12 protein-coding genes are annotated in these 12,104 nt (G+C 61.6%); 5 read left to right on the top strand and 7 right to left on the bottom strand.

The features are described 5' to 3' along the window. Window positions 1-63: 63 nt before the first annotated feature. From A477_RS0104570 to A477_RS0104545, 6 genes are all read right to left on the bottom strand, one after another. A complete protein-coding gene (locus A477_RS0104570; RefSeq protein ID WP_026005355.1) occupies window positions 64-1,170 on the bottom strand; it encodes a BMP family ABC transporter substrate-binding protein in 1,107 nt (368 codons plus the stop codon). Between the two features lie 245 nt (window positions 1,171-1,415). Next, window positions 1,416-2,429: an NADP-dependent oxidoreductase gene (locus tag A477_RS0104565; protein WP_017197840.1), complete on the bottom strand. Its 1,014-nt coding sequence runs from the start codon at window positions 2,427-2,429 to the stop codon at window positions 1,416-1,418. Next, window positions 2,426-2,857, bottom strand: coding sequence for an organic hydroperoxide resistance protein (locus A477_RS0104560; protein ID WP_017197839.1), 432 nt, complete (start codon window positions 2,855-2,857; stop codon window positions 2,426-2,428). The genes A477_RS0104565 and A477_RS0104560 overlap by 4 nt, the downstream gene beginning before the upstream one ends. 52 nt (window positions 2,858-2,909) lie before the next feature. Continuing rightward, a complete protein-coding gene (locus A477_RS0104555) occupies window positions 2,910-3,344 on the bottom strand; it encodes a MarR family winged helix-turn-helix transcriptional regulator (RefSeq protein WP_017197838.1) in 435 nt (144 codons plus the stop codon). A gap of 125 nt (window positions 3,345-3,469) precedes the next feature. After that, entirely contained in the window at window positions 3,470-4,675 is a 1,206-nt protein-coding gene (locus tag A477_RS0104550; protein WP_017197837.1) for an amidohydrolase, read from the bottom strand. A gap of 110 nt (window positions 4,676-4,785) precedes the next feature. After that, window positions 4,786-5,919 carry a mannose-1-phosphate guanylyltransferase gene (locus A477_RS0104545; RefSeq protein WP_017197836.1) on the bottom strand — a complete coding sequence of 378 codons (1,134 nt, stop codon included), beginning with the start codon at window positions 5,917-5,919 and terminating at the stop codon, window positions 4,786-4,788. 255 nt (window positions 5,920-6,174) lie between these two features. On the opposite strand from A477_RS0104545, the gene sdhC reads away from it, so the two are divergent. The 5 genes from sdhC to A477_RS0104515 all read left to right on the top strand — a co-directional run bounded on the left by sdhC (window position 6,175) and on the right by A477_RS0104515 (window position 10,608). Further along, entirely contained in the window at window positions 6,175-6,555 is a 381-nt protein-coding gene (gene sdhC, locus A477_RS0104540) for a succinate dehydrogenase, cytochrome b556 subunit (protein WP_011773978.1), read from the top strand. A gap of 3 nt (window positions 6,556-6,558) precedes the next feature. Further along, window positions 6,559-7,020 carry a succinate dehydrogenase hydrophobic membrane anchor subunit gene (locus A477_RS0104535; RefSeq protein ID WP_017197835.1) on the top strand — a complete coding sequence of 154 codons (462 nt, stop codon included), beginning with the start codon at window positions 6,559-6,561 and terminating at the stop codon, window positions 7,018-7,020. 97 nt (window positions 7,021-7,117) lie between these two features. Further along, window positions 7,118-8,917 carry a succinate dehydrogenase flavoprotein subunit gene (gene sdhA / locus A477_RS0104530; RefSeq protein WP_017197834.1) on the top strand — a complete coding sequence of 600 codons (1,800 nt, stop codon included), beginning with the start codon at window positions 7,118-7,120 and terminating at the stop codon, window positions 8,915-8,917. Next, window positions 8,917-9,699 (top strand): succinate dehydrogenase iron-sulfur subunit, encoded by a 783-nt coding sequence (locus tag A477_RS0104525; protein WP_011773975.1) that lies wholly within the window; start codon window positions 8,917-8,919, stop codon window positions 9,697-9,699. The genes sdhA and A477_RS0104525 overlap by 1 nt, the downstream gene beginning before the upstream one ends. A gap of 132 nt (window positions 9,700-9,831) precedes the next feature. Further along, entirely contained in the window at window positions 9,832-10,608 is a 777-nt protein-coding gene (locus tag A477_RS0104515; protein ID WP_017197832.1) for an alpha/beta hydrolase family protein, read from the top strand. 89 nt (window positions 10,609-10,697) lie between these two features. Here the strand turns inward: A477_RS0104515 and A477_RS0104510 are convergent, their stop codons facing one another. Further along, a complete protein-coding gene (locus tag A477_RS0104510) occupies window positions 10,698-11,999 on the bottom strand; it encodes an ABC transporter substrate-binding protein (RefSeq protein WP_017197831.1) in 1,302 nt (433 codons plus the stop codon). Between the last annotated feature and the right edge of the window lie 105 nt (window positions 12,000-12,104).

Below are 12,104 nucleotides of genomic sequence, written 5' to 3'. Positions count from 1 at the left end.
GTCAGGGCAAAAACGCGCCGCCAGTACCGGGGCTCGGTACTGGCGGCGCGTCCGGGAATTGTTTTACTTCTTGGGGCTCGCTGCCGATTCGACAACCAGCTTGCCGGAGACGATGTCAGCCTTCAGGGCATCGAGCTCGGACTTGGTTTCAGCGGTGACAGCGGAGTCGAAATCGTGGAACGGAGCGATGGCAACGCCATCGTTCTCCAACGTGCCGACATAGGCTTCGTTGTTGAACTTGCCTTCCGTGTCGTCCTTCACCACGGCTTCAACGGCTTCGCCCATCTGCTTGACCACGGAGGTCAGCATGAGGTCCTTGTACTCGGGAGCGGTGAGGTAGCCATCGGAGTCAACCCAAATGAGCTTGACGTCCTTGCCGGCAGCCTTGGCTTCCTTCAGCGCAGCACCGGCACCCTTACCAACCGGTCCGGCTACGGGCATGATGATGTCCGCGCCCTGGTCCAGCAGGTTGATGGTGACCTGCTTGCCTGTGTCCTGCTTCTCGAAGTCGCCCGTGAAGGAACCATCCTGGGTGTTCTTGTCCCAGCCCACGACCTGGACGGTCTTGTTCTTGGCCTTGTTGTAGGCCTGGACGCCGTCGTAGAAGCCGTCCATGAAGATGGTAACCGTGGGGATCTTGATGCCGCCGAACGTACCCACCTTGCCGGTCTTGGACGTCGCGGCAGCTGCGTAGCCTGCCAGATATGCCGCCTGGGCCGTGTCATAGACGATCGGCTTGACGTTGGCGATCGGAGTCTCGTACGTGTAGTCGACGATCGCGAAGTGCTTGTCGGTGTTTTTCTCTGCGGCGGCCTTAGTGGCATCGCCCAGGAGGAAGCCAACGGTGACGGTGAGGTTGCAGCCGGCGGAGATCATGCCGTTGAGGTTGGTTTCGAAGTCGCTGTTGGCCTTGGATTCGGCCGACTTTACCGTGATTCCCAAGTCAGTCTCCGCCTTCTTGAGGCCTTCGAAGGAGGACTGGTTGAAGGACTGGTCATCGAATCCGCCGGAGTCCGACACGATGCAGCCGGTAAAGTCACTCTTGGTCGCCCCGCCGGATCCGGCGTCGGGAGCTTGGCCGCAGCTTGTCAGCAGGAGCGCTGCTGCACCGAGGGTGGCAACACCGGCCATTGAACCGCGCTTCAGGGTGGCACGCAGTGGTTTCTTCAATTTTCCTCCAGGAAGAAAGTGATTGGCGCTACGACGGATGGTCAATGAGTGTCCGTTTCCTATACCTGAGGCAGAAATTCTGTTTTCACTGATGCTCGCAGCTGCGCCGAAGCGCATTGATGAAACCAACACTAGTGGCCTGCAACACACCCAGCTACCACAAACGATCACTCCAGGTCAGATTGTTGACCTTTTGTTACCAAGCAGTAGCCGGGTGCGCAAGTCACACGCTTTTCATCTGTGCCTTAGAGGCGAACGAGCATCTTTCCCGTGTTCGCGCCGTCCAACAGGTCCATGAATGCCTGCGGTGCGTTCTCCAGTCCATCCACCACGGTTTCGTCGTAGCGGACAGACCCATCGGCAAGCCATGCGGCCATCTTCTGCGCGAATTCGGCGGCGTGCTGTCGCTGCCCGCCCACCAGGAATCCGCGCAGGGTGAGCTGCTTCCCGATGGCAACTGCCAGGTTCCGCGGGGCCACGGGAGGCTCCGTGGAGTTGTACTGGGCAATAGCACCGCACATTGCTACGCGTCCGCCAACCGTCAGCGTAGCCAGGGCTGCTTCGAGGTGCTCGCCGCCGACGTTGTCGAAGTAGACGTCGATGCCGCGCTCCCCCGCTGCTTCCTTCAGCTGCTCCAGCACGGGAGCATCGTTGTAGTTGAAAGCAGCATCGAAGCCGAGCTCCAACAAGCGGGCCACCTTGTCCGGCGATCCGGCACTGCCGATGACCTTGGAGGCACCCATGGCCTTGGCGATCTGGCCAACCATCGAGCCGACCGCACCTGCCGCTCCGGACACGAAGACCACGTCGCCCTCTTTGAACTCGGCAACCTTCAGCAAACCGGCGTAGGCGGTCAGGCCAGTCATTCCCAAGGCACCGAGGAACGCTGACGTTGGGGCGAGGCCGCTGGGGACCGGCGTAGTCGCGGCGGCGTCCACCACCGCATGTTCGCGCCAGCCAAGTTGATGCACGACGACGTCACCCACCTTGTGTGCGTCCGAACGGGACGCGATCACCTCACCTACCGCACCGCCGTCGAGCGCTGCGTCCAAGCGGAACGGCGCCGAGTACGACTTGACGTCATTCATGCGGCCCCGCATGTAGGGATCAACGGACATGAACTGGTTCTTCACCAGGAGCTGGCCCTCCGCGAGCTCGGGGAGCGGCGCTGTTGCCAGCCGGAAGTTCTCCGGAGCAGGGCGTCCTACCGGGCGGGAGGCAAGCTGGATTTCGCGGGTTTCGGTTGCCACGGCGCTCATGCTGCGAACTCCACGAGCTTGAGGTCCACGGCCATGTTGCCGCGCGTTGCATTGGAGTAGGGGCAGATCTTGTGCGCCTTGGCCATCAGCTGCTCTGCAGTACCGCGGTCCAGGGCTGGCAGCGCGATTTCGAGTTCGGCGGCCAGTCCATATCCTTCGCTGTCCGTCAACGCGCCGAAGTGGATTTTGGCGGCAACGGCCGAGTCGCTGAGGTCAACGCGCTCCTTGCGACCCACGAGCCGCAACGCCGAGTGGAAGCACGCGGCGTAGCCGGCTGCGAACAACTGCTCCGGGTTGGTACCTTCCCCGTTGCCCCCGAGCTCCACGGGGCTGGCGAGTGCGACGTCCAGTTTGCCGTCATTGGTGCGGGCGTTGCCGTCGCGGCCTTCGCCGGATGCCAATGCCTCGGCGGTGTAAAGAGTCTTCATGGTGTTTCCGTTCTCTTTGGGAATGGATGTCCCGGGATTTTCCGGAGGTTTGTCAGAGTGAGCCGTTGAGTGCTGCCGTGAGCTTGCCGAGCGTGGCGTGGAGCTGCCCGATCTCATCGGGCGATAGGCCGGCGGCGTCGGCGAGACGCTTGGGCACAGCCTGGGCCCGGGCACTCAAGGCGGTACCGGCGTCGGTAAGGACCACGTCCACCCGGCGCTCATCCTCGGCAGAGCGGTGGCGTTCCACCAGCCCCATGGCCTCCAGGCGTTTAAGCAGGGGCGACAAGGTGCCGGAGTCGAGGCCCAATTCCGCACCGAGTTCGCGGACACTGCGGGGCTCCTGCTCCCAGAGGACCAGCATCACCAGGTACTGCGGGTACGTCAGGCCGAGGTCCTCCAGCACGGGGCGGTAGACCGCCGTCGCCGCCTTGGATGCCGAGTACAGCGCAAAGCAGACCTGGTGGCGGAGGCGGGGTGCATCACTCATGGCTAAAACGATAGTGCAAAATTCAATTGTGCACAACCTATCTATCTTCCCCGCGTGTACCCAACCGGGTCGCACTGAAGGGCGTTCCGGCAACCCAAACGCCCTCACATGCGACTCAGGCGGGTCTACGGTTCGAGGTCGCGGATCGTGCGGAGTGCGGCTGCAGTCAGGACGCGGATGGCGTAGCCGAGTGCGCGCTCGTCAACTATGAAGTCACCGCGGTGGAGATCGTATTCTTCCCCGCCCGGAGTGTGCGTGCCCAGGCGCATCATGGCCCCCGGAAGGTCCGCCAGGAACCAGGCAAAGTCCTCGCCACCCATGGACTGCGGAGTCAGGACCACCGCGTTCTCACCCAACTCAGCGCGGGCAGAGGCTTCGATGAGGGCCGTTTCATGCTCGGAGTTCACTACAGGCGGTACGCCACGGGTGTGTTCAAGATGGACGTCCACGCCGTAGGGCGCGGCAACCTGCCTTACGACGTCGTCCAGCAACTCCCCCGCGCTATGCCAGGCATCCCGATCCAGGCAACGCATGGTTCCAGCCATGTAGCCGGAGCCCGGGATGGCATTCGGTGCGGAGCCGGCCGAAATTTGCCCCCACACCACCGACACGCCGCTACGGACGTCCACCCGGCGGGAAAGGACGGCCGGGACGTTGACCGCTATTTGCGCCAGAGCGAAGACGAGGTCCTCGGTCAGGTGTGGGCGCGACGTGTGTCCACCGCGTCCGGAGAGCTCAATTTTGATGGTGTCCGAGGCGGAGGTGATGGCACCGATGCGGGTGCCGATCTGGCCCACGTTGATCCGGGGATCACAGTGCAGCGCCAGGATACGCGGTACGCCCTCAAGCACTCCCTGCTCAATACAGGAAAGTGCACCGCCCGGCATGGTTTCCTCGGCGGGCTGGAAAATGATCCGGACCGTTCCGCCCAGAGGATTGTTCTTGTGCATCCGCTGAAGCGTCAAGGCAATGCCGAGCATGGCAGTGGTGTGAACATCATGGCCGCATGCGTGGGTCACGCCATGGTTCTTCGACGCGAACGGCAGGCCGGTTTCCTCAATGATCGGCAATGCGTCGATGTCCCCGCGAAGGGCTGTGGCAATGGGGCCCTCGCCCACGTCCACCGTCAGCCCGGTTTCCTCCAGGCGCCGCGGCTTCAGCCCGGCTGCCTCAAGCCGCTCCACCAGCTTGTCCGTGGTGCGGAATTCCTTGAAGGACAGCTCCGGGTGCGCATGGAGGTCACGCCGGAAGTCGATGAGTCCGGGAAGCAGTTCATCTACCCAAGGACTCACAACGGGAGCGGGCTCGGTTTCAGTCGTGTAATTGCGCACGTCACAACTCTAGCCATGCGCGGCTCCCGAAGAACGAAAGCCACCTCTTGGTTACGCTGCGTTCAGGCGCAGGACAACCAAAGAGGTGGCTCACGGTATAAGCAGTTGCTCTACAGCACGTCCGTGTCGCCACTGGCTTTAAGGGCGTCAACAGTGCCCTTGACCAGTTGCGCATGCTCCTTGGTTGTCACAAGGAGCGCGTCCGGCGTGTCCACAATGACCACGTCCTTGATGCCGATCAACGCAATGACGCGCTTGGTATCGGAAACCACCACGCCGCTGGCATTTTCCGCGAACACGCGCGCGCCTTCACCCAGCACGGTTACTTCATCAACATCGCCGGCGTTATTGAGGCGGCCGATCGCGGCGAAGTCGCCAACATCGTCCCAACGGAAAGTGCCAGGCACGACGGCGACGTCCCCGGCTTCCGCTGCGGGCTCGGCCACGGCGTAATCGATGGCAATTTTCGGCAGCGTGGGCCACACGCGCGATGTCACTTCCGAGCGCTCGGGCGTATCCCAGGCCTCTGCGATTTCCTGGAGGCCCTTGAACAACTCCGGCTGGTTGGCCTCAAGGTGCTTGAGCATGAGCGCCACCGGAGCGACGAACATGCCGGCATTCCAGACGTAGTCCCCCGCTTCGACGTATTTGTTGGCCACTTCCTGGCTGGGCTTCTCCACGAACTCGGCAACAGCGAGTGCGTTCGGGGCACCCTCAACATTCAGTGCTGCACCGGAGCGGATGTACCCGAATCCGACAGATGGATGGGTGGGCTTGATGCCGATGGTGACAATTTTTCCTGTGGCCGCGGTGTAGATGGCCTCGCGCACCGTCTCCTGGAAAAGATTGTCCGGGCTGATGACATGGTCTGCTGCAAACGAACCCATGATGGTGTCCGGATCGCGGCGGTAAAGGATGGCTGCTGCGAGCCCGATGGCGGCACCGGAGTCCTTGGGCTCACTTTCCAGCACCAACTCGTCATCCCCCACCTCGGGGAGTTGGCGGCATACGGCTGCGCGGTGCGCTTCGCCGGTAACAACAAGGACCCGTTCACCGGCCAGCGGTTCCAAGCGGTCATAGGTAGCCCTCAACAACGTGCTGCCGGAACCGGTCAGGTCGTGGAGGAACTTGGGCGCAGCGGCACGCGAGAGTGGCCATAGCCGGGTCCCCACACCGCCCGCCGGAATAACCGCATGGAAGCGGTTCAATGGCGATTCCGGGTATTTCGCGTCTTCTGTACTCACCGCAACACTTTATCCTGTGCCGGGCGGCAAGCCCCCGCAACAGGACACACGTGTGGCGTTCGTCTCAGGCACTGCCGAAAATTGCCTGAATATCGGCAGGAAACATGGAATTAACAAGCAGAGAAGCCCGTCCTAAATTGAATATGCTGTTAGCGAAGCCTAGATTTAGGCGTGAGCTACGAGTGCTCTCGCAGCAGGCGTTCCCCCCGCGTGGATCCCATGCCAGCGCCGCTGTGTTGCAGGAAGGTTTAATCAGTGCCGACAAAACCAGCTGGCACCTTGTACCGCGGCCGTGAAGGCATGTGGTCCTGGGTTGGACACCGCATTACAGGTGTAGTGATCTTTTTCTTCTTGTTGGTCCATGTGCTGGACACCTCATTGGTGCGCGTGTCCCCTGAGGCCTACACCGCCGTCATTGGCGCATACAAGAACCCCCTCATGGCCCTGGGTGAAACGGGCCTGGTCGCCGCGATCATTTTCCACGCCTTCAACGGCCTGCGTGTGATCGCCATCGACTTCTGGAAGAAGGGCGCGAAGTACCAGCGCCAGTTGCTGTGGGTCGTGCTTGCGCTGTGGCTTGTCACGTTCGCAGGCTTCGCCATCCGCCACCTTTCCCTCGCGCTGGGAGGCCACTAAGCCATGACAACCATCGAATCCCCACGCAGCGGAAAAATCGCTCCGAAGTACAACCGCACCGGCTCCAGCCGTGGCAACTTCGAAATGATCGCCTGGCTCTTCATGCGTCTCTCCGGCATCGTCCTGGTGGTGCTGATCTTCGGCCACCTGTTCGTGAACCTGCTGGTGGGCGAGGGCATCCACGCAATCGACTTCGGCTTCGTTGCCGGTAAGTGGGCCGATCCGTTCTGGCAGTTCTGGGACCTTGCCATGCTGTGGCTTGCCATGCTGCACGGCACCAACGGCGTCCGCACCATCATCAACGACTACGCCGAGAAGGATTCCACGCGCTTCTGGCTGAAGATGGTCCTCTACGCGGCCACCCTGGTCATCATCATCCTTGGCACGCTGGTGATCTTCACCTTCAACCCGTGCCCCGTCGTCGACGGCGTTCAGTTGCCTGGCGGTTTCTGCCCGGCCCCGTAGCGGCGCCTTCCGGTTACTCCTTGGAGATCCGGTTCGCCTGACGTAGCGGAGCAGCCTCCGCCGACCATCTGAATTTTTGAAAGAGAGAGCATCTGGTATGCAGGTCCATAAGTACGACGTCGTCATTGTCGGTGCAGGTGGCGCCGGCATGCGCGCCGCGATCGAATCCGGTCAGCGAGCACGCACCGCGGTACTGACCAAGCTCTACCCCACCCGCTCGCACACAGGTGCAGCCCAGGGTGGAATGTGCGCAGCACTGGCCAACGTCGAAGAAGACAACTGGGAATGGCACACCTTTGACACCATCAAGGGTGGCGACTACCTGGTTGACCAGGACGCAGCCGAGGTCATGGCGAAGGAAGCCATCGACGCCGTGCTGGACCTGGAAAAGATGGGTCTGCCGTTCAACCGCACGCCCGAAGGGCGGATTGACCAGCGCCGCTTCGGTGGCCACACCCGTGACCACGGCAAGGCACCCGTCCGCCGTGCTTGCTATGCGGCCGACCGAACCGGTCACATGATCCTGCAGACGCTGTACCAAAACTGCGTCAAGCACAACGTTGAGTTCTACAACGAGTACTACGTCCTTGACCTGCTGATCGTCGAAGAAGACGCCGTACGCGAAGACGGAACCCCGTACAAGCAGAAGCGTGTTGCCGGCGTGGTTTCCTACGACCTCGCCTCCGGCGAACTGCACGTATTCCAGGCCAAGTCCGTGGTGTTCGCCTCCGGCGGTGCCGGCAAGGTCTTCAAGACCACCTCCAACGCACACACCCTCACCGGTGATGGCATGGGCATCGCGTTCCGTCGCGGCATCCCCCTGGAAGACATGGAGTTCTTCCAGTTCCACCCGACCGGCCTCGCCGGCCTGGGCATCCTCCTTACCGAGGGTGCACGTGGTGAAGGAGCCATCCTGCGTAACTCGGAGGGTGAGCGCTTCATGGAGCGTTACGCCCCCACCATCAAGGACCTCGCACCCCGTGACATCGTGGCCCGCGCCATGGCGAATGAAGTGCGCGAAGGCCGCGGCTGTGGTCCAAACAAGGACTACGTCCTCCTGGACCTGACCCACCTTGAGCCTGCACACATCGAGGCCAAGCTTCCGGACATCACGGAGTTCGCCCGCACCTACCTGGGTGTGGAACCGTTCACCGACCCCGTTCCCGTGTTCCCCACGGCGCACTACGCCATGGGCGGCATCCCCACCAACATCACCACCGAAGTGCTGCAGGACAACGACACAATTGTGCCGGGCCTCTACGCAGCCGGCGAAGTTGCCTGTGTTTCCGTCCACGGTTCGAATCGTCTCGGCACCAACTCGCTGCTGGACATCAACGTATTCGGCAAGCGCGCTGGTATCGCCGCTGCGGAGTACTCGAAGACCGCTGACTTCGTCGAGCTTCCCGAGGACCCCGAGGCCATGACCCGCGGCATCCTGGACGGGCTGCTCAGCGGCAACGGCACCGAGCGTGTTGCGCAGATCCGCAAGGAACTGCAGGACACCATGGATGCCAACATGCAGGTTTTCCGTACCAAGGAATCTCTGGAACAGGTCCTCCGCGATATCGCCTCCTTCGAAGAGCGGTACAAGCACGTCACCGTTCAGGACAAGGGCAAGCGCTTCAATCTGGATCTCCTCGAGGCCGTGGAACTCGGCTTCCTGCTGGACATGGCCAAGGTCATGACCGTAGGTGCACTGCACCGTGAAGAGTCGCGCGGTGGCCACTACCGCGAAGACTTCCCGGACCGCAATGACGAAAAGTTCATGAAGCACTCCATGGCTTACCTGGACACTTCCGTCACCGTCGACTCCTCGGCGGAATCTGTTGCGGGCATCCGTCTTGAGACGAAGCCCGTCATCTTCACCCGTTACGAGCCGATGGAGCGTAAGTACTAATGACGACCGAAATGGCAGAGCCCGCTTCCAAAATCGAGCTCCCGGCAAGCGTTGCAGGTGACGGTGAAATCCCCACCTTCCACATCACGCTGCGGGTGCGCCGCTACGACCCCGAAATCTCGGACGAAGCACGCTGGGATGACTACAAGCTGACCATGTACGGCACGGACCGCGTGTTGGATGCCCTCCACAAGGTCAAGTGGGAGATTGACGGCAGCGTTTCCTTCCGCCGCTCCTGCGCACACGGTGTGTGCGGCTCCGACGCCATGCGCATCAACGGCCGCAACCGCCTCGCCTGCAAGACGCTGCTGAAGGACCTGGACACCACCAAGCCCATCACCGTCGAGCCGATCAAGGGCCTCCCCGTGGAGAAGGACCTGATCGTGGACATGGAACCCTTCTTCCAGTCCTTCCGCGAAGTCATGCCGTTCCTCATCAACAAGGGCCACGAGCCCACCAAGGAACGCCTGCAGTCCGTCGAGGACCGTGAGCGCTTTGACGACACCACCAAGTGCATCCTGTGCGCTGCCTGCACCTCGTCCTGCCCGGTCTTCTGGACCGACGGCCAGTACTTCGGTCCGGCTGCAATCGTGAACGCCCACCGCTTCATCTTCGATTCCCGCGATGATGCCGGCGACATGCGCCTGGAGATCCTGAACGACAAAGAAGGCGTGTGGCGCTGCCGCACCACCTTCAACTGCTCGGAAGCATGCCCCCGTGGCATCCAGGTGACCCAGGCAATCGCCGAGGTCAAGCAGGCCATCCTGGCCCGCAAGATCTAGTTACGCCGGTCCCCTTAGGAACCACACGACGACGGCGCCGCTCACCACTGATGGTGGGTGGCGTCGTCGTCGTTAATCACGTGCCGTCACCGGCCATCACCGCCACCTTCACCGCAACGCAAGGAGATCAGCGTGTCACGCTCTGAGAAAATCAGCTTCACGGGAAGCACCGGCGACACCCTGGCCGGCATCGTGGACGTGCCCGAGGGTCCCATCCGGGGTTGGGGGCTGTACTCCCACGGCCTGACGCTCGGCAAGGACAGCCCCGCCGCATCCCGGATCTGCAAAGGACTCGCTGAGCAAGGTGTGGGGATGCTGCGCTTCGACAACCTGGGCTTGGGTGGCTCGGCTGGTGAATGGTCTGCGGGGTCGTTCAGCGTCAAGGTAGCCGACACCATCCTTGCGGCGGACTTCATGCGGGAGCAAGGCCGGGGAATCTCACTCCTGGTCGGCCACTCGTTCGGAGGCCCAGCGGTGCTTGCCGCAGCCCGCGACATCCCCGGCCTCAACGCCGTTGTGACGGTAGGCGCACCCTACGAGCCCAAACATGTCGAGCACATGTTCGACGCCGAGATCGAGTCCATCCTGCGCGATGGCAGCGCGGTGGTGGACCTTGGTGGCCGGCCCATGGAAGTTCGCCGCCACTTTGTGGAGGACGTGGAACGCGCCGATCTGCGTGACTGCATCCGCACCCTCCACAAGCCGCTCATGGTGATGCACTCCCCCACCGACAACACGGTGGGAATCGACAACGCCAGCGAAATCTTCAGGACTGCCCGACACCCCCGGAGTTTCATCTCCCTTGAGGGCAGCGAACATCTCCTCACCGGGAAGGGACAGGCGGCACGGGTTGCGCGGATCATCAGCGCTTGGGCGGACCCTTACCTCGAGGTCCGCGACGCTGGATAAGCATTACTGTCCCGGGCCAGCCAACTATGTAGCAGATCAGGCCGTTATGAGCTCTCATAACGGCCTGATCTGCGATCTACATGGGTACCTTACTTGCCGATGGCCGCTTTGCTTTCACTGAGCCACTGCCCGGCAGCTTTCTCCGGAGTCAGTCTCTTGAACAGGACCTCGGTGTTGATGCGGGCAGTGATCTCGGAGACGGCAGTTGAACCGGTGGGGCCGATGAACGTTGGAGCGAAGTCCATCTTGCCGATCTGGTCAATATAAGCGGCTTCCACCTTTCCTTGGGGCGTCAGCAGGTCCTGGATGGCGGTACGCATGCCGGAGTTGCTGGGAACACCACGGTCACTCTGGATGATTTTGGCTGCTGCCTCATTGTTCACCAGGAAGCTGACCAACTTGGCGGCGGCGTCCGTGTGCTTGCTGCGGGCGGAGATGGTGTAGAACTGCGAGGACTGGAGCCAGATGCCGGGCGTGGGAGTCTCACCGGGCAGCTTCAGCAGCTTCAATTCAGCGCCTGATGCTTTGCTGAGCGCGGTCAAGGAGTTGGTCCAGGTCAGCATCATACCGGCCTGCCCCATCCCCATGAGTGTCTGCTCGGTGCTCACGTTGAGCTTCTCCACAGTTTCGGAGGCGCTGGGTGCTGCACCTGACTCGCTGAGTTTGACGGAGAAATCGAAGTAATCCTGAACGGTTTCCTGGCCAAGTCCCAACTGGCCATCCTGCGTGTACAGGGATTCTCCCCGCTGCCTGGCAAAGGCATCCAATGAGTCATGCGTGAGGACGGTAGCGGTGCCGTAGGTTCCCTTGGGGCTTTTGGCAGTGATGTCCTCGGCTGTCTTCGCGAAGTCATCCCAGGACCACCTGCTGTCATCCGGAAGGGCTACCCCGGCAGCTTGGAAGACGGCGGGGTTCACCACGATTGCCAACGCATTGGCACCAGTGGAGACACCGTACTGTTTGCCTTGCACCTGCCCGTTTTCCAGGGCTCCTTGGTCCATTTTGGAAAGGTCGAGGGACCCTTCAACTTTGGAGAGGTCCAGCAGTGCGCCCCGGTTGGCGTACTCGGCCGGGTAGGCGCCACCCATGGTAATCACGTCAGGGGCGTCGTTTGCAGCGACTTGGGTAGCCAACTTGTCGAAGTAGCCCCCGATGTCTCCATACTCGGGCTTTACTTTGATGTTGGGGTTGGCGGCCTCGAACTCCTTGATGGCCTTATTGGTCAACTCGGCACGGGTGGCATTACCCCACCACGAAAACCGGATCTCCACAGGGCCGTCTTCGGCCTGGTTGGACGTCGGGCTGGAACACCCTGTGGTCAGGCCAAGCAGGCCTACCGCTGTGAAGACTGCTATGGATTTGCGGATACTTCGGAGAGATTTACGCGCCATTGGGTAAGCTTCTTTCAGACTCAAGAAAACGGTTCCTGAAACGTATCAAGGCGCTGTATATTCGTCAATAGTTTTCATCTTGAACTATTCAGGCCGCCCAAAGGA

It is taken from the genome of Arthrobacter sp. M2012083 (assembly GCF_000281065.1).
GTDB lineage: Bacteria > Actinomycetota > Actinomycetes > Actinomycetales > Micrococcaceae > Arthrobacter.
The sequence above is the reverse complement of the archived record's forward strand: the minus strand, read 5'-3'. Positions and strand labels throughout refer to the sequence as shown.

Excerpts from the sequence above, each read along its gene's own strand:
- A477_RS0104565 (WP_017197840.1), bottom strand. The coding sequence starts at position 2,429 with ATGAGCGCCGTGGCAACCGAAACCCGCGAAATCCAGCTTGCCTCCCGC.
- A477_RS0104560 (WP_017197839.1), bottom strand. The coding sequence starts at position 2,857 with ATGAAGACTCTTTACACCGCCGAGGCATTGGCATCCGGCGAAGGCCGC.
- A477_RS0104555 (WP_017197838.1), bottom strand. The coding sequence starts at position 3,344 with ATGAGTGATGCACCCCGCCTCCGCCACCAGGTCTGCTTTGCGCTGTAC.
- A477_RS0104535 (WP_017197835.1), top strand. The coding sequence starts at position 6,559 with ATGACAACCATCGAATCCCCACGCAGCGGAAAAATCGCTCCGAAGTAC.
- sdhA (WP_017197834.1), top strand. The coding sequence starts at position 7,118 with ATGCAGGTCCATAAGTACGACGTCGTCATTGTCGGTGCAGGTGGCGCC.
- A477_RS0104525 (WP_011773975.1), top strand. The coding sequence starts at position 8,917 with ATGACGACCGAAATGGCAGAGCCCGCTTCCAAAATCGAGCTCCCGGCA.
- A477_RS0104510 (WP_017197831.1), bottom strand. The coding sequence starts at position 11,999 with ATGGCGCGTAAATCTCTCCGAAGTATCCGCAAATCCATAGCAGTCTTC.